This is a genomic window from Pseudomonas sp. B14(2017) (genome assembly GCF_002113255.1).
GTDB classification, from domain to species: Bacteria; Pseudomonadota; Gammaproteobacteria; order Pseudomonadales; family Pseudomonadaceae; genus Aquipseudomonas; species Aquipseudomonas putida_Z.
Window position 1 is genome coordinate 133,838 of record NZ_NEJY01000017.1, and the last position, 18,758, is coordinate 152,595.

At 64.5% G+C, this 18,758-nt stretch carries 15 protein-coding genes; 2 read left to right on the plus strand and 13 right to left on the minus strand.

Annotated elements, in window-relative coordinates; genetic code table 11:
- Nucleotides 1-51 precede the first annotated feature (51 nt).
- From CAG34_RS18640 to dksA, 12 genes are all read right to left on the minus strand, one after another.
- Nucleotides 52-921 (minus strand): oxygenase MpaB family protein, encoded by an 870-nt coding sequence (locus CAG34_RS18640; RefSeq protein ID WP_085591709.1) that lies wholly within the window; start codon nucleotides 919-921, stop codon nucleotides 52-54.
- Between the two features lie 42 nt (nucleotides 922-963).
- Nucleotides 964-2,898, minus strand: a complete 1,935-nt coding sequence (gene acs, locus CAG34_RS18645) for an acetate--CoA ligase (RefSeq protein WP_085591711.1) — start codon at nucleotides 2,896-2,898, stop codon at nucleotides 964-966.
- Nucleotides 2,899-3,140: 242 nt separating this feature from the next.
- Nucleotides 3,141-4,805 carry a glucose-6-phosphate isomerase gene (gene pgi, locus CAG34_RS18650; RefSeq protein ID WP_085591714.1) on the minus strand — a complete coding sequence of 555 codons (1,665 nt, stop codon included), beginning with the start codon at nucleotides 4,803-4,805 and terminating at the stop codon, nucleotides 3,141-3,143.
- 570 nt (nucleotides 4,806-5,375) lie between these two features.
- The gene (gene panC / locus CAG34_RS18655; protein ID WP_085591716.1) at nucleotides 5,376-6,239 is read right to left on the minus strand and encodes a pantoate--beta-alanine ligase; all 864 of its coding nucleotides are present in this window, start codon (nucleotides 6,237-6,239) and stop codon (nucleotides 5,376-5,378) included.
- Nucleotides 6,236-7,036, minus strand: a complete 801-nt coding sequence (gene panB, locus CAG34_RS18660; protein WP_075046418.1) for a 3-methyl-2-oxobutanoate hydroxymethyltransferase — start codon at nucleotides 7,034-7,036, stop codon at nucleotides 6,236-6,238. The genes panC and panB overlap by 4 nt, the downstream gene beginning before the upstream one ends.
- A gap of 262 nt (nucleotides 7,037-7,298) precedes the next feature.
- A complete protein-coding gene (gene folK, locus CAG34_RS18665; protein ID WP_013974273.1) occupies nucleotides 7,299-7,778 on the minus strand; it encodes a 2-amino-4-hydroxy-6-hydroxymethyldihydropteridine diphosphokinase in 480 nt (159 codons plus the stop codon).
- Nucleotides 7,775-9,163, minus strand: coding sequence for a polynucleotide adenylyltransferase PcnB (locus tag CAG34_RS18670; RefSeq protein ID WP_015271847.1), 1,389 nt, complete (start codon nucleotides 9,161-9,163; stop codon nucleotides 7,775-7,777). The genes folK and CAG34_RS18670 overlap by 4 nt, the downstream gene beginning before the upstream one ends.
- Nucleotides 9,164-10,003: 840 nt before the next feature.
- Nucleotides 10,004-11,446, minus strand: a complete 1,443-nt coding sequence (locus CAG34_RS18675) for a sigma-54 dependent transcriptional regulator (protein ID WP_013974271.1) — start codon at nucleotides 11,444-11,446, stop codon at nucleotides 10,004-10,006.
- A gap of 4 nt (nucleotides 11,447-11,450) precedes the next feature.
- Nucleotides 11,451-14,426, minus strand: coding sequence for a sensor histidine kinase (locus CAG34_RS18680; protein ID WP_170929334.1), 2,976 nt, complete (start codon nucleotides 14,424-14,426; stop codon nucleotides 11,451-11,453).
- Nucleotides 14,410-14,586 (minus strand): hypothetical protein, encoded by a 177-nt coding sequence (locus CAG34_RS28405; protein ID WP_003250005.1) that lies wholly within the window; start codon nucleotides 14,584-14,586, stop codon nucleotides 14,410-14,412. Before CAG34_RS28405 ends, CAG34_RS18680 begins: the two co-directional genes overlap by 17 nt.
- Nucleotides 14,587-14,831: 245 nt before the next feature.
- On the minus strand, nucleotides 14,832-15,719 hold the full coding sequence (gene gluQRS / locus CAG34_RS18685; RefSeq protein WP_084785353.1) for a tRNA glutamyl-Q(34) synthetase GluQRS: 888 nt from the start codon (nucleotides 15,717-15,719) through the stop codon (nucleotides 14,832-14,834).
- Nucleotides 15,720-15,783: 64 nt separating this feature from the next.
- Nucleotides 15,784-16,227, minus strand: a complete 444-nt coding sequence (gene dksA, locus CAG34_RS18690) for an RNA polymerase-binding protein DksA (RefSeq protein WP_025340685.1) — start codon at nucleotides 16,225-16,227, stop codon at nucleotides 15,784-15,786.
- Between the two features lie 210 nt (nucleotides 16,228-16,437).
- On the opposite strand from dksA, the gene CAG34_RS18695 reads away from it, so the two are divergent.
- Both CAG34_RS18695 and sfsA read left to right on the plus strand, forming a co-directional pair.
- Nucleotides 16,438-17,610, plus strand: coding sequence for a pyridoxal phosphate-dependent aminotransferase (locus tag CAG34_RS18695; RefSeq protein ID WP_085591720.1), 1,173 nt, complete (start codon nucleotides 16,438-16,440; stop codon nucleotides 17,608-17,610).
- Nucleotides 17,610-18,323, plus strand: coding sequence for a DNA/RNA nuclease SfsA (sfsA, locus tag CAG34_RS18700; protein WP_085591722.1), 714 nt, complete (start codon nucleotides 17,610-17,612; stop codon nucleotides 18,321-18,323). The genes CAG34_RS18695 and sfsA overlap by 1 nt, the downstream gene beginning before the upstream one ends.
- Here sfsA and CAG34_RS18705 read toward each other — a convergent pair.
- Nucleotides 18,313-18,630, minus strand: coding sequence for a Rieske (2Fe-2S) protein (locus tag CAG34_RS18705; protein ID WP_085591724.1), 318 nt, complete (start codon nucleotides 18,628-18,630; stop codon nucleotides 18,313-18,315). The two genes, sfsA and CAG34_RS18705, sit on opposite strands and share 11 nt — an antisense overlap.
- Between the last annotated feature and the right edge of the window lie 128 nt (nucleotides 18,631-18,758).

Sequence of the window (18,758 nt, forward strand, 5' to 3'; positions counted from 1 at the left end):
AGCTTGGAGTATGGCACGTTAAATCAGTTCCGCTGAGGCGACCATTTGACCTCATTCGATACCCATGCGCCGTTTGGCCCGATGCGCCGAGCCGTCGCGCATCGCCCAGCGCAGTATCGGCGCGGTGCGTTGCAGCCCCAGGCGGATCATGCGTCGCTGCAACGGGCCGTGCTGCAGGCCGAGCATGGCCTGGGCCCAGGCCGGCAGCAGGTCGATGCCGGCGTGCAGCATCAGCTTGCCCACTGGCTGTGCCAGGCGGCTGGGGGCGGGGGCATCGAGCAGGATGCCGACCACCTCATGGCTGCGGGCGTCGCAGTGCAACTGTGGGCGCATGCGCTGCAGGTAGTCCTCGACTTGCTGGCACGAGCGCGGCACGTCGCGGGCGCCAAGACGCTCGGCAATCAGCGCGATCTCTGCGTAGTAGGCATCCTGCTCGGTGCGCGCAAGGTGCGGGTTGCGGTAACGCAGGTGGGCGGCGAGGAAGCTGCTGACTTCCGCCACATGCACCCAGGTCAGCAGGTCCGGGTCGCTGGCCGCATATGGGCGGCCATCCGGCGCGGTGCCGGTCACCTGTAGGTGGATGGTGCGCACCTTGTCGATCAGCCACTCGGCATCGCGGGTGGCGCCGAAGGTGGTGCCGGAGATGAATTGGCTGGTGCGGCGCAGGCGGCCGAGCAGGTCTTCACGGAAGTTGGAATGGTCCCACACCCCGGCCAGGGCCAGCGGGTGCAGCAATTGCAGCATGAGGGCGCTGATGCCACCGACCAGCATGCTCGGGAAGTCGCCATGTACCCGCCAGCTGATACTGTGCGGGCCGAACAGGCCGGGGTCGCCCTTGGGCGATTCCAGGTCGAGCTGGCCGAGGGCCAGCCCGGTAAGGCTCATGACCTGGGTTTCGATGCGGCGGCGAAGGGCTTCCATGGCGACCTGTGGTTCAGGGCGGCCATGAACAGCGGCCGCCGGTTACTGGTTGAGGCGTTTGTCGATCAGGCCCTGCACCACGCTTGGGTCGGCCAGGGTCGAGGTATCGCCCAGGTTGTCGAGTTCGTTGCAGGCGATCTTGCGCAGTATACGCCGCATGATCTTGCCTGAGCGTGTCTTGGGCAGCGCCGGGGCCCACTGGATCAGCTCGGGCTTGGCGAAACTGCCGATTTCCTTGCTGACCAGGGCCAGCAACTCGGCCTTGAGCGCGTCGTCCGGCGTTACGCCATTCATGGGCGTGACGAAGGCGTACACGCCCTGGCCCTTCAGGTCGTGGGGGTAACCGACCACCGCCGCTTCGGCGACGCTGTCATGCAGCACCAGCGCGCTTTCCACTTCGGCGGTACCGATACGGTGGCCGGAAACGTTGATCACGTCATCGATACGCCCGGTGATCCAGTAGTCACCATCGGCATCGCGGCGGGCACCGTCGCCGGTGAAGTAATAGCCGGGCATCGGCTTGAAGTAGGTGTCGACCATGCGCTGATGGTCGCCATAGACGCTACGGATCTGCCCGGGCCAGCTGGCCTTGATCACCAGCAGGCCGGCACCGGGGCCTTCGATGAGCTTGCCCTTTTCGTCCAGCAGCACTGGTTGTACGCCGAACATGGGCTGGGTGGCACAGCCGGGCTTGAGCGACTGCGAGCCGGGCAACGGGGTGAGCATGATGCCGCCGGTTTCTGTCTGCCACCAGGTATCGACGATGGGGCAGCGCTTTTGCCCGACTTCCTCGAAATACCACTCCCAGGCTTCGGGGTTGATCGGCTCGCCGACGCTGCCCAGCAGGCGCAGGCTCTGGCGTGAAGTGTTTTGCAGCGGCGCGGAGCCTTCGCGCATCAGCGCGCGCAGGGCAGTCGGGGCGGTGTAGAAGATGTTCACCTGGTGCTTGTCCACCACTTGCCAGAAGCGCGAGGTGTCCGGGTAGTTGGGTACGCCTTCGAACATCAGCGAGATCGCGCCATTGGCCAGAGGGCCATAGACGATGTAGCTGTGGCCGGTGACCCAGCCGACATCGGCGGTGCACCAGAACACCTCGCCGTCTCGGTAGTCGAACACCACCTTGAAGGTGAGGGTGGCCTGCAGCAGGTAGCCGCCGGTAGTGTGCAGCACGCCTTTGGGTTTGCCGGTGCTGCCGGAGGTGTAGAGGATGAACAGCGGGTCTTCGGCGCCCATCGGTTCGGGAGCGCAGTCGTCGCCGGCCTTTTCCGTTGCCTCGTGGTACCAGAGGTCACGGCCTTCGGCCCAGGCGACATCGCCGCCGGTGCGGCGCACCACGAATACGCTACTGACCGCGGGGCAGCTGGCCAGGGCCTTGTCGACGTTCTGTTTCAGCGGGATGCGTTTGCCGCCGCGCACGCCTCCATCGGCGGTGATCACCGTACGGCAGTCGGCATCGAGAATACGGTCGCGCAGGGCATCGGGCGAGAAGCCGCCGAACACCACCGAGTGGATGGCACCGATGCGGGTGCAGGCAAGCATGGCGAAGGCGGCCTCGGGGATCATCGGCATGTAGATGCACACCCGGTCGCCTTTCTTCACCCCGCGTGCTTTCAGCGCATTGGCCAGGCGGCAGACCTGGCGGTGCAGTTCGCGGTAGGTGATGGCCTTGGAATCCTTGGGATCATCACCTTCCCACAGCAGGGCGGTCTGTTCGCCGCGTCGGGCCAGGTGGCGGTCGATGCAGTTGTAGCTGACGTTGAGCTGGGCGCCGTCGAACCAGCGGGCGCTGCCGGTCCTCAGGTCGCATTGCTGCACGCTCGACCAGGGTTTTATCCAATCCAGGCGCTTGGCCTGTTCGGCCCAGAAGGTGTCGGGGTCATCCACCGACTGGCGGTAGAGGCGGCGGTACTCATCGGGGTTGAGGGCGGCGGACTGGCTGACGGCCAGGGCCTGGGGGTAGTTGCGGATATCGAACATGGCGGGTGGTCCTGCTCTTGTAAGGGGCGATGGACTGCAACGGCTATTCGATAGGACAGTGTAGCCAGAGGTGATGTTCCTTGAGGGTAGACTCGGTCCCTGTAGGAGCGGCCTTGTGTCGCGATGGGCCGCAGAGCGGCCCCGGGATCTCAGCGCTGGCGCATCAATTGTTGGGGCCGCTCTGCGGCCCATCGCGGCACAAGGCCGCTCCTACACGGAGCGACCGTGTGACGGCTTTGGGATCAACCGCGGTGACGGCCGCGGAAGTAGTTGATCAGGCCTTGGGTAGAGCCATCTTCGGCGCTGTCTTCCAGGCTGCCGACCAGGCGTTGGTAAACGCCCTTGCCCAGCTCCTTGCCCAGCTCCACGCCCCACTGGTCGAAGGCGTTGATGCCCCAGATCACGCTCTGTACGAAGACCTTGTGCTCGTACATCGCCACCAGCGCGCCCAGGCGGCGCGGGCTGATGCGCTCCACCACCAGGGTATTGCTCGGGCGGTTGCCCGGGATGACCTTGTGCGGGGCCAGCTTTTCGATATCCGCTTCGTTCAGGCCCTTGCCACGCAGCTCGGCTTCGGCTTCCTCGCGGGTCTTGCCCAGCATCAGCGCCTGGCTCTGCGACAGGCAGTTGGCGTACAGCCACTGGTGATGGTCGGCCACCGGGTTGAAGCTCACCACCGGCACGATGAAGTCGGCCGGAATCAGCTGGGTGCCCTGGTGCAGCAACTGGTGGTAGGCATGCTGGCCGTTGCAGCCGACGCCGCCCCAGATCACCGGGCCGGTGTCGGTTTTCACCGGGGTGCCGTCCTGCAGCACGCTCTTGCCGTTGGACTCCATGTCCAGCTGTTGCAGGTGCTTGGTGATGTTGCGCAGGTAGTGGTCGTACGGCAGGATCGCGTGGCTCTGGGCGCCCCAGAAGTTGCCGTACCACACGCCCAGCAGGGCCAGCAGTACCGGCATGTTCTTTTCGAACGGTGCGGTCTGGAAGTGCTGGTCCATGGTGTAGGCACCGGACAGCAGTTCCTTGAAGTTGGCGGTACCGATGGCCAGGGCGATCGGCAGGCCGATGGCCGACCACAGCGAGTAGCGCCCGCCCACCCAGTCCCACATCGGGAAGATGTTTTCTTCACGGATGCCGAAGGCCACGGCGGCGGCCTTGTTGCTGGAAACGGCGATGAAGTGGCGGTACAGCTCGGCTTCCGAGCCGCCCTGGGCCAGATACCAGGTACGCGCGGCCATGGCGTTCTTCAGGGTCTCGAGGGTGTTGAACGACTTCGACGAGACGATGAACAGGGTGGTTTCGGCGCGCAGGTTGGCCGACAGCTCGTGGAACTCACTGCCATCGATGTTCGCCAGGTAGTGGCAGCGCACACCGCGCTGGGCGTAGGGCAGCAGCGCCTCGGAGACCAGCTCGGGGCCGAGGAACGAGCCACCGATGCCGATGTTGACCACGTCGGTGATCGGTTTTTCGCTGTAGCCGCGCCACAGGCCGTCGTGGATGCGGCCGACCAGTTCGGTGATCTGGTTGAGCACCTTGTGCACTTCCGGCATGACGTTCACGCCGTTGACACTGAGCTTGTCGCCCACCGGCCGGCGCAGGGCGGTGTGCAGCACCGGGCGCCCTTCGGAGGCGTTGATGATTTCGCCACTGAACATCGACTTGATGGCGTCCTGCAGGCCCACTTCGTTGGCCAGGTTCACCAGCAGGTCGCGGCTTTGTTCGGTGATCAGGTTTTTCGAGTAGTCGAGGAACAGGCCGCAGGAGCTCAGGGAGAACTGGTCGAAGCGCTTGGTATCGGCGGCGAAGGCTTCGCGCATGCTGAAACCTTGCATGGCGTCGCGGTGTTGCTGGAGCGCCTGCCAGGCGGGCAGGGCCGTGACATCGTGGGGTGTACGGTAATACGCCATTGCGCGGGGTTCCCTTGGTGCGTGGTGAGACCTTGGACACGGCACTCATTGCCGGGTTCAGGCTGGCACCATTATAGGCAAAGGCCACTTGCAGGGAATGGGTATGGCGGGGAATTTGGGGGAGGCAACTGTCTTGTATTGCCTGTATTGGCCTCATCGCCGGCAAGCCAGCTCCCACAGGGATAGCGCATGGATCGAGGCCGATGCGTCGAGGTGTGATTTGGGGCGCAGCGGTCTTTGTGTTACCGGTACTGGCCTCATCGCCGGCAAGCCAGCTCCCACAGAAATAGCGCATGGCTCGAGGCCGATGCGGTCGGGGTGTGATTTGAGGCGCAGCAGTCTTTGTGTTACCGGTACTGGCCTCATCGCCGGCAAGCCAGCTCCCACAGGAATAGCGCATGGCTGGCCGATGCGGTCGGGGTGTGATTTGGGGGCGCAGCGGTCTTTGTGTTACCGGTACTGGCCTCATCGCTGGCAAGCTCCCACAGGGATAGCGCATGGCTCGAGGCCGATGCGGTCGAGGTGGGAGCTGGCTTGCCGGCGAATGGGCTGCAAGGCAGCCCAAGGCCGTTACGCGGTCTTCACTTCCAGATGCAGGTACAGGTTGTCGATCAACCGTGTGTTACCCAGGTAAGCCGCCGCAATCACCACCAGGTCTCGATCATCGATCACTGCCGGGCGCAGGCTCACGGCATGACGCACTTCCAGGTAATCCGGCCGGAAACCAGCGGCGGTCAACTGCGCCTGGCCTTCGGCAACCAGCGCGGCAAAGTCCCGTTGGCCACGGCCGATGCCAGCAGCGATGTGCTGCAGCGTGCGGTACAACGCTGGCGCCGCAGCACGCTGCTCAGGCGTGAGGTAACCGTTGCGCGACGACAGCGCCAGGCCGTCCTCGGCCCGCACGGTGGGCTCGCCGATGATCTGGATCGGCATGTTCAGGTCTCGCACCATGGCACGGATCACCGCCAGCTGCTGGAAGTCCTTTTCACCGAACACGGCAAGGTCGGGCTGGACCATGTTGAACAGCTTGCTGACCACGGTGGCCACGCCTTCGAAATGCCCGGGCCGGCTGGCGCCGCACAGGCCTTCGGAAAGGTGGGGCACGCTGACGCGGGTTTGCACGCTCATGCCGTCGGGGTACATCTCTTCGACACTGGGCGCGAACAGCAGATTGCAGCCAGCCTGGAGCAGGCGCTCCTGGTCGGCGGCCAGGGTGCGAGGGTACTTGTCGAGGTCTTCGTTGGCGCCGAACTGCAGCGGGTTGACGAAGATGCTGGCGACCACGAAATCGGCGCGCTGCGCAGCCTTGGTCACCAGGGCTGCATGGCCGCTGTGCAGGTTGCCCATGGTCGGCACGAAGCCGATGCGCTTGCCTTCACCGCGGGCGCGGGCGACTGCGGCGCGCAGTTCGCGGACGGTCTTGACTGTATTCATGCACTGAACCCGTGTTCGCTGCCTGGGAAGCTGACTTGCTTGACCGCCTCGACGTAAGCGACGAGGGCGCTGTGGATATCCGGCTGGCCTTGCATGAAGTTCTTCACGAACTTCGGTACCCGGCCGCTCAGCGACAGCCCGAGCATGTCGTGCAGGACCAGTACCTGGCCATCGGTGCCGCTGCCGGCGCCAATGCCGATCACCGGGATGGATACGGCACTGGTGATTTCCGCCGCCAGTTCGCTGGGCACGCATTCGAGCAGCAGCATGGCTGCACCGGCCTGTTCCAGGGCGATGGCGTCGGCGCGCATCTGCCGGGCCTGGGCTTCATGGCGGCCCTGCACCTTGTAGCCGCCCAGCACGTTGACAGTCTGCGGGGTCAGGCCCATGTGCGCGCACACCGGCACGCCACGCTCGGCCAGCAGGCGGATGGTCTCGGCCAGCCAGGCAGCGCCTTCGATCTTGATCATGTGGGCGCCGGCCTGCATCAGCGTGGCGCTGTTGGCGAAGGCCTGCTCCGGGGTGGCGTGCGCCATGAACGGCAGGTCGGCGAGGATCAGCGCGCCGTCGTTGCCACGTTTGACGCTGGCGGTATGGTAGGCCATGTCCGCGGTGGTCACCGGCAGTGTGCTGTCGTGGCCTTGCAGGACCATGCCCAGCGAGTCGCCCACCAGCAACACTTCGACACCGGCCTGGCTGGCGGCCTTGGCGAAGGTCGCGTCGTAGCAGGTCAGCATGGTGATTTTTTCACCCTTGGCCTTGAGGCCATTGAGGGTGGTCAGGGTTACTTCAGGCATGTAGGAAATTCCTCGTTCAGGCGCTGTAAGAAACGACTGCATTCAACGCGTGTAGTCATCTTCCGGAGCGGCACATCATCGCGCGTGATGTTCGGGCACAGGTCCGTCCGGGCCTAAATACGGGTATGCGGCACTTTGGTGCCACACGGGACGCCTATAGTCGTGAGCGAGGTTGGGGAAGTCAATCACCCTGTTACCGCATTGTTACGATCAGGGTGTTACTGGCGTTACCGCGCCAGTGTGCAAGGCTGGAACGCCCGGTTTACAGGCGTTCCAGGCCGACGAACGGGCAGTCGTCGAGCAGTTGCGCGAGGGCGCGGCCATCGGCCAGGCGGAAATCGCCCGGTACCAGTTCCGCCAGCGGGTACAGCACGAAAGGCCGGGCATGCATGTGGTAATGCGGCACTTTCAGGCGCGGCTCATCGAGCACCTGGTCGCCGAACAGCAGGATGTCCAGGTCCAGCGTGCGCGGGCCCCAGCGTTCCTTGCGCACGCGGCCCTGATCGTTCTCGATGGCCTGCAGTGCATCGAGCAGGGCCAGCGGTGGCAGGGCGGTGTCCAGGGCGGCGACGGCGTTGGTGTAGCGCGGCTGGCCGGGCAGCAGCGAATCGCTGGTGTACAGGGCCGAGGCCGCCACCAGGCGTGTGGCTTCGACCTGGTCGAGGGCCTGCAAGGCGCTGCGCAGCTGCTCGGCAGGTGCGTCCAGGTTGCTGCCCAGGCCGATATAGGCGCGGGTACTCACTCGAACGCCTCGTCGCCACTGCGCTTGCGCTTGCCACCGCTACGCTTGCGTTTGCGCGGGCCGGCGCCGGTGCCTTCGTCACGGCTGCCCAGCTCGCGGATCATCTCGCGGCGCTCGCTGTCGTTGGCATCCTGGTAGTCGGTCCACCACTGGCCGAGGTCGTCGGTTTCTTCCCCGGCGCTTTCGCGCAGCAGCAGGAAGTCGTAGCCGGCACGGAAGCGCGGGTTGTCCAGCAGCATGTCGGCGCGCTTGCCGCTGCGGCGTGGCAGGCGCTCCTGCATGTCCCAGATCTCGCGGATCGGCAGGGTGAAGCGCTTGGGGATGGCGATGCGTGCGCATTGCTCGGCGATCAGGTCGTGGGCCGCACCGTTCATGGCCGGGATCGGCGGCACGCCCTGGTTCTGCAGGTGTAGCACGCGGGCCGGCAGGGCTGGCCACAGCAGCGCGGCGAAGAGGAAGGCCGGAGTTACCGGTTTGCCTTGCTTCACGCGCAGGTCGGTGTTGTTCAGCGCCTGGCTGATCAGCGTGTGGGTGTAGGTCGGGCGCTCGTCCAGGGCATGCGAACTGGCCGGGAACAGCGGCTCGAACAACTGCAGGTCGACCAGCATCTCGAAGACGATGGCGCCCTGGCCGGAGAGGAACAGCTTGAGGCTCTCTTCGAACAGGCGCGCTGGCGGAATCTCGCGCAGCAGTGGGGCCAGCTCGCGGATCGGCTGGACCGTGTGCTTTTCGATGCCGAAGTCGAGCTTGGCGGCGAAACGCACCGCGCGCAGCATGCGCACCGGGTCTTCCTGGTAGCGGTGGGTAGGGTCACCGATCAGGCGCAGCAGGCGGTTGCGAATATCGTGCACGCCGTTGGCGTAGTCGAGGATGCGCTCGCTGACCGGGTCGTAGTACAGGGCGTTGATGGTGAAGTCGCGACGTTGCGCGTCCTCTTCCAGGGTGCCGTACACGTTGTCACGCAGGATGCGGCCACTGGCATTGTGCGACGAACGGTGGCTGTCGCCCTGGTCGTCTTCCGAGTGGTGGGCGCGGAAGGTGGCGACTTCGATGATCTCACGGCCGAAATGCACGTGGACCAGCTTGAAGCGGCGGCCAATGATGCGCGCGTTGCGGAACTCGGCACGGACCTGTTCGGGGGTGGCACTGGTGGCGACGTCGAAGTCTTTCGGCGTGATGCCCAGCATCAGGTCGCGGACACAGCCACCGACCAGGTAAGCCTGGTAACCGGCGCTCTGCAGGCGTTCCACGATGTTCACCGCATGGCGGCTGAACTGGTGGCGTTGCAGCGAGTGCTGGCTCTTGTTGATCACCTCAGGCGTGGTGCGCCTGTGGTGCGGGCCCGGTACGGGCGGGCGGAACGACTGGAACAGCTTCTTCAGCATGGGATGCACTGTTTGAAGGAATGTTCGGCCAAGAATAGGAGAATGGCCGCATGATGGGCGGGGATTCTAGCATTTACTCAAGGAATGGTGTAGGCGGGTAGCAGGATGCATGCCGGAAGGGTAGAAACGACAAGGGGAGCCTAAGCTCCCCAAGAAGTCGTTGCGTGCTCTTATTGTTTTTTTGCTGGGCTTCTTGTTTTTGTTGAGTGCCCTGTCCACAAATCTCGAAGCTTGTGGACGACCCCCAATCCAGGGGTTAAGAGCAAACGGATTGCTTTGGTCGCTGATGTCACGTTGATCTGTCGATCCAACCAGTTCAGGCGCTGCTTTTTAGTGCAGTTTTTATTGTTCTCTGCCTGGTTGTGGGGCAAGCCCCAAACACGCATCCTCTCCAAAAGAATCAGTTAGCTGCGCCTCCGCCGTCTTGTTTTTATTGTGCGTGAGCCGTTTCGTCTTGTTCTTATTCTGAGTTGCAGTGCTTGTTATTGTTCTTGTACCAGACATATAGCAGGTGCCGTGCCAACTTTTGCAAACCCAGTAAAATCAAGGGGTTGGAGGTGGCGAGCAGTTTTTCAGCGGTCGAAAATGTCGAAATTTCGTTACCGTACGCCTCGGGAACTGTTACGGCGGAAAGCTTGGGTAACAGATTTTTGCGGGGGCTGATGTGTTACCTGGGGTGTGTGCGCTGGCTTTGCCGGCCCTTTCGCGGGCTCGCCCGCTCCCACAGGGGTTGCACCACCCTTTAGGGCAGTGAAATTCCTGTGGGAGCGGGCGTGCCTGCGAAGAGGACGGAGAGGTTGTAGATAGGGGCAGGAGGAGCCTCCCGCCCAGGCAGCGCGCTTACTCGCTGGTAGCGTTACTCTTGCGCCGCGGGATACCCAGGCGCTGGCGGCGTTCCCACAGGCACTTGCGGCTGACCCCGAGCTTGCGGGCCAGTTCGGTCTCGGTCATGTGGTCCTGGTGCTCGAGCACGAAGTGCTGGAAATAGTCTTCCAGCGACAGGTCCTCGGTCGGCTCATGGCTGGCATTCGCCGAACTGGCCACGACCAGGGCGTTGTCGAGGATTTCGTCCTCCTCCAGGTCACCTAGCTCGATGTCGATGCCCAGCAGGTCGGCGGAAATTTCTGCGCTCTCGCTGAGGATCACCGCACGCTCAACGGCGTTTTCCAGCTCTCGCACGTTACCCGGCCAGCTGTAGTGACGAATGGCCTGCTCGGCTTCGGCCGAGAAGTGCAGGTCGTCGCGGCCGATGCGCGCGCTCTGGCGGGCGAGGAAGGCGCTGGCGATCTCGTTGACGTCGCTGCCGCGCTCGCGCAGGGCAGGCAGTTTCAGGGCGATCACGTGCAGGCGGTAATACAGGTCTTCACGGAACTGGCCGGCCTTGGCCAGGTTCTTCAGGTCGCGGTGGGTCGCGGCGATCAGGCGTACATCGACCTTTTGCGACTGTACCGAACCCACCCGGCGAATCTCGCCTTCCTGCAGCACGCGCAGCAGGCGGGCCTGGGCTTCCAGCGGCAGTTCGCCGATTTCGTCGAGGAACAGGGTACCGCCATCGGCAGCTTCCACCAGGCCAGCGCGCCCGGCGCTGGCGCCGGTGAACGCGCCTTTCTCGTGGCCGAACAGCTCGGACTCGATCAGTGTCTCGGGGATGGCTGCGCAGTTCACCGAAATCATTGGTGCCTTGGCCCGACGCGACAGATTGTGCAGGGCGCGTGCGACCAGCTCTTTACCGGTGCCCGACTCGCCCTGGATCAGCACGTTGGAGTCGGTGGGCGCGACCTTGCGGATCTTGCTGTACATGTCCTGCATTGGCGGGCACGAGCCGATGATGCCGATTTCGCCATTGGCGGCTGCCGCGCTGCCTTTGTCGGCCGGGGCGGCCTTGCCATTGGTGGCGCGTGGCTCGGCCGCCGGTGCGGCAGCCGGGGCGTTCTGCCGGTCGCGCAGGATACGCGCCACCGCTTGCAGCATCTCGTCGTGGTCGAAGGGCTTGGCGATGTAGTCCACCGCGCCCATTTTCATCGAGTCTACTGCCGAGCGCAGGCTGGCGTAGCTGGTCATGATCAGCACCGGAGTGCCCTGGCCGAGCTTGATCAGTTCGGTGCCGGGCGCGCCTGGCAGGCGCAGGTCGCTGACGATCAGGTCGAAGGTGGCAATGCTGAAGCGTTCCTGGGCTTCCTGCACCGAGCCGGCTTCGCTGACCTGGTACTGGTTCCGTTCGAGCAGGCGACGCAAGGCCGAGCGGATGATGGTTTCGTCTTCGACGATCAGAATGTGCGGCATTGATTCAATTCTCTCGACGGTCTCGAATTTCAGGGGACGTCGCTACGACATGCCGGGGCAGGGTCACGCGGATCCGGGTGCCACGTTGCCGTTCGATATCGGCCGGGCTGTCGATGGTGATTTGCCCATAATGCTCTTCCACGATGGAATAGACCAGAGCGAGCCCCAGTCCGGTTCCTTCGCCCGGGTCCTTGGTGGTGAAGAAGGGTTCGAACAGGCGGTCCATGATGTTCTTCGGGATCCCGCTGCCTTCATCCTCGACGATCAGGTCGACGGTGTGCTCGCTGACTTCGCTGCGCACGCGCACGGCGCTGCCGGGCTTTGATGCGTCGCGGGCGTTGGAGAGCAGGTTGATCAGCACCTGGGCCAGGCGCTGCGGGTCCCCTTCGGCCCAGTGCTCCGGGTCGCAGAGGTTGAAGAACTGTACTTCGAAATTGCGCCGGTTCAACGCCAGCAGACCGATGGCGTCCTGCGCCACTTCGGCCAGGCATACCGGCTCTTCGCTGTTCTGGTGGCTGCCGCCGGCATGGGCGAAGCTCATCAGCGACTGGACGATGCGCGATACCCGCTTGGTCTGTTCGAGAATCTGGCTGGACAGCTCGATGATTTCGCCATCGCCCTCACGCTCCTCGCGCAGGTTCTGCGCCAGGCAGGCGATGCCGGTTATCGGGTTGCCGATCTCGTGCGCAACGCCGGCGGCCAGACGGCCGATGCTGGCCAGGCGTTCGGAGTGCACCAGCTTGTCTTCCAGCGCCTGGGTTTCGGTAAGGTCCTCTACCAGCAGCACCAGGCCGCTGTTGCCCGGGGCCAGTGGCTCGTCGATGGCCGCCTTGTGCAGGTTCAGCCAGCGCGGCTGGCCGTCCAGCGCCAGGCGCTGCTTGTGCAGGTGCTCGTCGGGCACGTTGATGAAGCCTTGCAGCAGGCCGCGCCAGGGTTCGCTGATGGTGACCAGGCGCGAGCCGACCACGTGCTTGGCAGCGATGCCGGTGAGCTCTTCCATGGCCTTGTTCCACATCAGGATTTCCTGGTCCTTGGCCAGCGAGCAGACGCCCATGGGCAGTTCCTGCAGGGTCTGGCGGTGGTAGCGGCGCAGGGCGTCGAGCTCGGCGGCCAGGCCGGTCAGGCGCGAGTGGTAGTCTTCCAGGCGGCTTTCGATGAAGTGGATGTCCTCGGTCACGTAGTTTTCGTTACCGGACTTGTACGGCAGGAAGGTCTCGACCATGTCCTGGGCCACGCTCGGCCCCATCAGGCCGGACAGGTTGGCCTCGATACGGTCGCGCAGGCGGCGCAAGGCATAGGGGCGGCGCTCGTCGAATGGCAGGTAGAGGTCGCGCAGGGCCTGCTCCACTTCCTTCTGCGCGGCCTTGGCACCCAGCGGCTTGGCCAGTTGGGTGGCGAACTCCTGTGGCGAGGCAGCGTGCAGTTCGCGGCGTTGCGGGCGGCGCACGTTGTCCACCGCGCAGGCTTCGGCGGCGCTGACCTCTTCGTTGCTGGCGTTGGTGAACAGCGAGATCAGGGTGAACAACAGCACGTTGGCCGCCAGCGAGGCGATGGCCGCCATGTGCCAGCTGGTGTCGTCCAGCACGTAGATCATGTCCAGCAGCGGGATGTAGAAGCCCTGCAGGTTGCCCAGCAGTGGCAGCAGCATGGTCACCATCCACACCAGGGTGCCGGCCAGCAGGCCGGCGATGAAGCCACGGCGGTTGGCAGTCGGCCAGTACAGTACCGACAGCACGCCCGGCAGGAACTGCAACGTGGCCACGAAGGCGACGATGCCCAGGTTGGCCAGGCTCTGATGGTTGTTCTGAGTCAGGTAGAACATGAACCCGGCGGTGATGATGGCGACGATCAGCGCGCGGCGGGTCCATTTCAGCCAGCGGTAGATGTTGCCTTCGGCCGGCGGCTGGTACAGCGGCAGCACCAGGTGGTTGAGGGCCATGCCCGACAGCGCCAGGGTGGTGACGATGATCAACCCGCTGGCGGCCGACAAGCCGCCGACGTAGGCCAGCAGCGCCAGTGCCTGGTTGTTGGCGGCAAGCCCCAGGCCCAGGGTGAAGTACTCGGGGTTGGTGGTGGCGCCCAGGCGCAGGCCGGCCCACAGCACCAGCGGCACGGCCAGGCTCATCAGCAGCAGGAACAGCGGCAGGCCCCAGCTGGCGCTGACCAGCGAGCGCGGGTTGAGGTTTTCGGTGAAGGCCATGTGGTACATGTGCGGCATGACGATGGCCGAGGCGAAGAACACCAGCAGCAGGGTGCGCCATGGGCCTTCCTGCAGCGGCGTATGCAGAGCCGCCAGGGCGGTCTGGTTCTGCAGCAGCCACACTTCCAGTTCGTGCGGGCCGCCGAACACGCCATACAGGGCGTACAGGCCGATACCGCCCAGGGCCAGCAGCTTGATCACCGACTCGAAGGCGATGGCGAACACCAGCCCTTCGTGCTTTTCGCGTGTGGCGATGTGCCGCGAGCCGAAGAAGATGGTGAACAGGATGATCAGCGCACAGAAGGCGAAGGCCACCCGTGCCTTGACCGGTTCACCGGTGAGGATGCTGATCGAGTCGGCCACCGCCTGGATCTGCAGGGCCAGCAAGGGCAGCACGCCGATCAGCATGATGATGGTGGTCAGCGCCCCGGCCCAGGTGCTGCGGAAACGGAACGCCAGCAGGTCGGCCAGCGAGGACAGCTGGTAGGTACGGGTGATCTTGAGGATCGGGTAGAGCAGCACCGGCGCCAGCAGGAACGCACCGGACACCCCCAGGTAACAGGCAAGGAAGCCGTAGCCGTACTGGTAGGCCAGGCCCACCGAGCCATAGAAAGCCCAGGCACTGGCGTACACGCCCAGCGACAGGGTGTAGGTCAGCGGGTGGCGAATGATCGAGCGCGGGATCAACCCCCGCTCGCTGATCCAGGCCACGCCGAACAGCACCATGAGGTACGCGGCGCTGATCAGGATCATCTGGGTCAGGCTAAAGCTCATCGGCATCTCGTTGGCTCTGCAGGATGAAGGTGACGACGATCAGGATCAGCCAGAGCAGGTAAGGGCGATACCAGGCTCCGGTCGGTTCGATCCACCAGTCCATGATGGCCGGGGAGAACAGGTAGATCCCCACGACCAGAAGCAGGACCAAACGATAGATGTACATGCTGGCCTCGATGGTTGGGCGCTGCGGGCTTGGACTTATTATTGGCGCAAATGGCTGGGCGGATGCTAGCGGGAATCCATAGTGTTCGCCAAGAGGTTGAATTTATTGGGCTTTTGTTTTTGAGGGGTGGGTTGCCTGTTCTCGCCCTATCGCCGGCAAGCCAGCTCCCACAGGATCACCACAGGATCTGAGTGCTGCGCTGTACCTGTGGGAGCTGGCTTGCCGGCGATAGGGCCGGTAATGCCTCAGCGCAAATCAGCCTCTGGCACCGTGGTCCGCTGTGCAATCGCCTCGGGCCGCCACTGCTTGCGAGCTACCGCCAATACCTCCGCCGGCGTTGCCAGCAACAACTCGGGGTCTGCTTCCTGCCCCAGCGCCCGCAACGCCCGCAGCAATAGCGGTGTCGCCTGGTCCGCCTGCAGCGGCGGCGAGCGGTACGACTTGCCCAGCTTGTGCCCGTCCGGCTGCACGATCAGCGGAATATGCAGGTAACGCGGCTGCGAAAAGCCCAGCAACTCTTGCAGGTACAGCTGGCGCGGGGTGTTGTCGAGCAGGTCGGCGCCACGCACGATGTCGGTAACACCTTGCCAGGCATCGTCCAGTACCACCGCCAGCTGGTAGGCATACAGCCCGTCGCGGCGCTGGATGACGAAATCGCCCACTTCACGCCCCAGGTGCTGCTGGAACTCGCCCTGCACGCGGTCGGTAAAGCGGTAGATCAGCTCTGGCACGCGCAGGCGGATCGCCGCGCCTTCCCGAGCATGCCCGGCGTTGCGGCAAAGGCCCGGGTAGATGCCGTTGTAACCCTCAAGCTGCTTGCGCGAGCAGGTGCAGGCGTAGGCCAGGCCCATGTTGAACAGGCGGTCGACCACCGCGGCATAGGCATCGTGCCGCTGGCTCTGGAACACCACTTCGCCGTCCCACTCCAGGCCGTAGCGCTCCAGGGTCTGCAGGATGGCATCGCGAGCACCGGGCATTTCCCGAGGCGGGTCGGTGTCTTCCATGCGCAGCAGCCAGCGGCCGTTCACGGCGCGGGCATCGAGCCAGGAGGCGAGGGCTGCGACCAGCGAGCCGAAGTGCAGGAAGCCGCTGGGGGTGGGGGCGAAACGCCCGATGTAGCTTGATTCGGTCATGGTCAGGCTGGGCATATAAATGAAACGGGGCGCATGATGCGCCCCGTTCAGGTGGAAAGAAAGATCAGCCTTTGCCGACCGTCTTTTCCTTTTTCTCGGCGATTTCCTTGCAGTCGAAGCACAGGTCGGCGGTAGGGCGGGCCTCCAGGCGACGCAGGCCGATCTCGATGCCGCACGATTCGCACCAGCCGTACTCGTCGGCCTTGATCTTGTCGAGGGTCTTGTCGATTTTCTTGATCAGCTTGCGCTCGCGATCGCGGTTGCGCAGCTCCAGGGCGAATTCTTCTTCCTGGCTGGCACGGTCGGCCGGGTCGGGGAAGTTGGCTGCCTCGTCCTTCATGTGGTCCACAGTGCGGTCGACACTGTTCATCAGCTCTTGCTTCCAGGCGCCGAGAAGCTTGGTGAAGTGCTTTTTCATGGGCTCGCCCATGTACTCTTCACCCTTGGTTTCTACGTAGGGCTCGACACCGTACATGGTCTGGGCTTTTTGCTTTTCTACGGTGGACATGAATAGACCGCCTCTCACTCATCTGATCCAATGCGCAGGCTGCTCCATCTCCGGCACCCGCCGGCCCTGCGACTGCGAGCCGCCGAACTTACCAGATAGATCGGGGGTGCGCTACCCCGCCCGATCCTGGTAATTGACAGCGGCGCGAGCCGCACGTTCGGTGGCGTGCAGAGGTAGAATCTCCAGTTTAGACCCAATTGAGAGAAGGTCATGGCCCACCCCTACAGTGCGCGCAGCCGCGCCATCGAACCCTTCCACGTCATGGCGCTGCTGGCCCGGGCCAACGAGCTGCAGGCGGCCGGGCACGACATGATCCACCTGGAAATCGGCGAGCCGGACTTCACCACGGCCGCGCCCATCGTTGCCGCCGGCCAGGCAGCATTGGCCGCCGGGCACACCCGCTACACCGCCGCACGTGGCCTGCCGGCACTGCGCGAAGCCATTGCCGGGTTCTATGGCCAGCGTTACGGCCTGAGTGTCGACCCTGAACGCATCCTCATCACCCCGGGTGGCTCCGGTGCGTTGCTGCTGGCCAGCAGCTTGCTGGTAGACCCAGGCAAGCACTGGCTGCTGGCCGACCCAGGCTACCCGTGCAACCGCCACTTCCTGCGCCTGGTCGAGGGCGGGGCGCAGCTGGTGCCGGTGGGCCCGGACGTGAATTACCAGCTGACCGCCGACCTTGTCGACCGCTACTGGGACAAGGACACGGTCGGAGCCCTGGTCGCCTCGCCGGCCAACCCGACCGGCACCGTGCTGGGGCGTGACGAGCTGGCCGGCCTGTCTCGCGCCACCCGCGAACGGCATGGCCACCTGGTGGTGGACGAGATCTACCACGGGCTGACCTATGGCATGGACGCACCCAGCGTGCTGGAAGTGGACGACTCGGCATTCGTCCTGAATAGTTTTTCCAAGTATTTCGGCATGACCGGTTGGCGCCTCGGCTGGCTGGTGGCGCCTCCTGGCGCGGTGGCCGACCTGGAGAAGCTGGCACAAAACCTGTACATCAGTGCGCCAAGCATGGCCCAGCATGCCGCGCTGGCGTGTTTCCAGCCCGAGACCCTGGCCATTTTCGAGGAGCGCCGCGCCGAGTTCGCCCGCCGCCGCGACTACCTGTTGCCTGCCCTGCGCGAACTGGGCTTCCGCATTGCCGTCGAGCCGCAGGGGGCGTTCTACCTGTATGCCGACATCAGTGCCTTTGGCGGTGACGCGTTCGCCTTCTGCCGGCACTTCCTGGAGACCGAGCACCTGGCCTTCACCCCGGGCCTGGACTTCGGCCGTCACCTGGCCGGCCACCATGTGCGCTTTGCCTACACCCAAAGCCTGCCGCGCCTGGAAGAGGCGGTACAACGGATTGCCCGCGGCCTGCGGAGTTGGCAAGGCTGATGCAATTCCATCCCCCACTCGAACAGGGCCGCCTGCTGCGCCGCTACAAACGCTTTCTGGCGGATATCGAACTGCCCGGCGGCGAACAACTGACCATCCACTGCCCCAACACCGGCTCCATGCTCAACTGCATGCGAGAAGGCGGGCAGGTGTGGTTCAGCCGCTCCAACGACCCCAAGCGCAAGCTCCCGGGCACCTGGGAAATCAGCGAAACCCCGCAGGGGCGGCTGGCCTGTGTGAATACCGGGCGGGCCAATACACTGGTCGAAGAGGCCCTGCGTGCCGGCATCATCGCCGAACTGGCCGGCTTCAGTGCTCTAAGGCGTGAAGTGGCCTACGGCGAGGAAGGCAGCCGCATCGACTTTCGCCTGGAGTTCGACGGTGCCCCGGCCTATGTCGAGGTCAAGAGCGTGACCCTGGGCTACCCAGACAGCAGGGTCGCGGCCTTCCCTGATGCGGTGACCCAGCGCGGTGCCAAACACCTGCGCGAGCTGGCGAAGCTGGCCAGGCAGGGCGTGCGGGCGGTGCAGCTGTATTGCGTGAACCTGACCGGTATCGACGCGGTGCGCCCGGCCGAGGAAATCGATGCGGCCTATGCCCAGGCCCTGCGCGCGGCGGTGGCGGACGGGGTGGAGGTGCTGGCCTACGGCACGCGCCTGGACGCCGAAGGCATCGTCATCGACCGCCGCCTGCCGGTGCTGCTTACCCCTTGAACCAGATGCCCTGGCTGTCCTCGTGGCAGCTCAGGGCCTGCAGTTGCTCGCCCTCGCACGGCCCGGCCACGCATTCGCCGCTTTCGATCAGGAACAGCGCGCCATGATGGGCGCAGTGAATCAGGCTGGCGCTGTCATCGAGAAACGCATCTTCCGCCCAGTTCAGCGGGATGCTGCGGTGCGGGCAACGGTTGCGGTAGAGGTACACCTGGCCCTGGCGGCGTACGCCGAACAGTTCGATGCCGTCTACGCTGAAGGCGCGGCTTTGGCCTTCGGCCAGGCCGTGGGAGGTACAAAGGAAGTGCATGGCAAGGATGACTCGTGAAACAAGTGGTAGCTTGACGCTTCAATGCGAATAATTATCAAATTTCCCGCATTCGCTGCGCCCGGCTGCTTATGGTGCGCAGTTCCGTCGCCCGCCACAAGGCGCGCGGC

Excerpts from the sequence above, each read along its gene's own strand:
- pgi (WP_085591714.1), bottom strand. The coding sequence starts at position 4,805 with ATGGCGTATTACCGTACACCCCACGATGTCACGGCCCTGCCCGCCTGG.
- CAG34_RS18670 (WP_015271847.1), bottom strand. The coding sequence starts at position 9,163 with ATGCTGAAGAAGCTGTTCCAGTCGTTCCGCCCGCCCGTACCGGGCCCG.
- dksA (WP_025340685.1), bottom strand. The coding sequence starts at position 16,227 with ATGTCCACCGTAGAAAAGCAAAAAGCCCAGACCATGTACGGTGTCGAG.
- CAG34_RS18705 (WP_085591724.1), bottom strand. The coding sequence starts at position 18,630 with ATGCACTTCCTTTGTACCTCCCACGGCCTGGCCGAAGGCCAAAGCCGC.
- acs (WP_085591711.1), bottom strand. The coding sequence starts at position 2,898 with ATGTTCGATATCCGCAACTACCCCCAGGCCCTGGCCGTCAGCCAGTCC.
- CAG34_RS18640 (WP_085591709.1), bottom strand. The coding sequence starts at position 921 with ATGGAAGCCCTTCGCCGCCGCATCGAAACCCAGGTCATGAGCCTTACC.
- panC (WP_085591716.1), bottom strand. The coding sequence starts at position 6,239 with ATGAATACAGTCAAGACCGTCCGCGAACTGCGCGCCGCAGTCGCCCGC.
- gluQRS (WP_084785353.1), bottom strand. The coding sequence starts at position 15,719 with ATGACCGAATCAAGCTACATCGGGCGTTTCGCCCCCACCCCCAGCGGC.
- CAG34_RS18695 (WP_085591720.1), top strand. The coding sequence starts at position 16,438 with ATGGCCCACCCCTACAGTGCGCGCAGCCGCGCCATCGAACCCTTCCAC.
- sfsA (WP_085591722.1), top strand. The coding sequence starts at position 17,610 with ATGCAATTCCATCCCCCACTCGAACAGGGCCGCCTGCTGCGCCGCTAC.
- CAG34_RS18675 (WP_013974271.1), bottom strand. The coding sequence starts at position 11,446 with ATGCCGCACATTCTGATCGTCGAAGACGAAACCATCATCCGCTCGGCC.
- panB (WP_075046418.1), bottom strand. The coding sequence starts at position 7,036 with ATGCCTGAAGTAACCCTGACCACCCTCAATGGCCTCAAGGCCAAGGGT.
- CAG34_RS28405 (WP_003250005.1), bottom strand. The coding sequence starts at position 14,586 with ATGTACATCTATCGTTTGGTCCTGCTTCTGGTCGTGGGGATCTACCTG.
- CAG34_RS18680 (WP_170929334.1), bottom strand. The coding sequence starts at position 14,426 with ATGCCGATGAGCTTTAGCCTGACCCAGATGATCCTGATCAGCGCCGCG.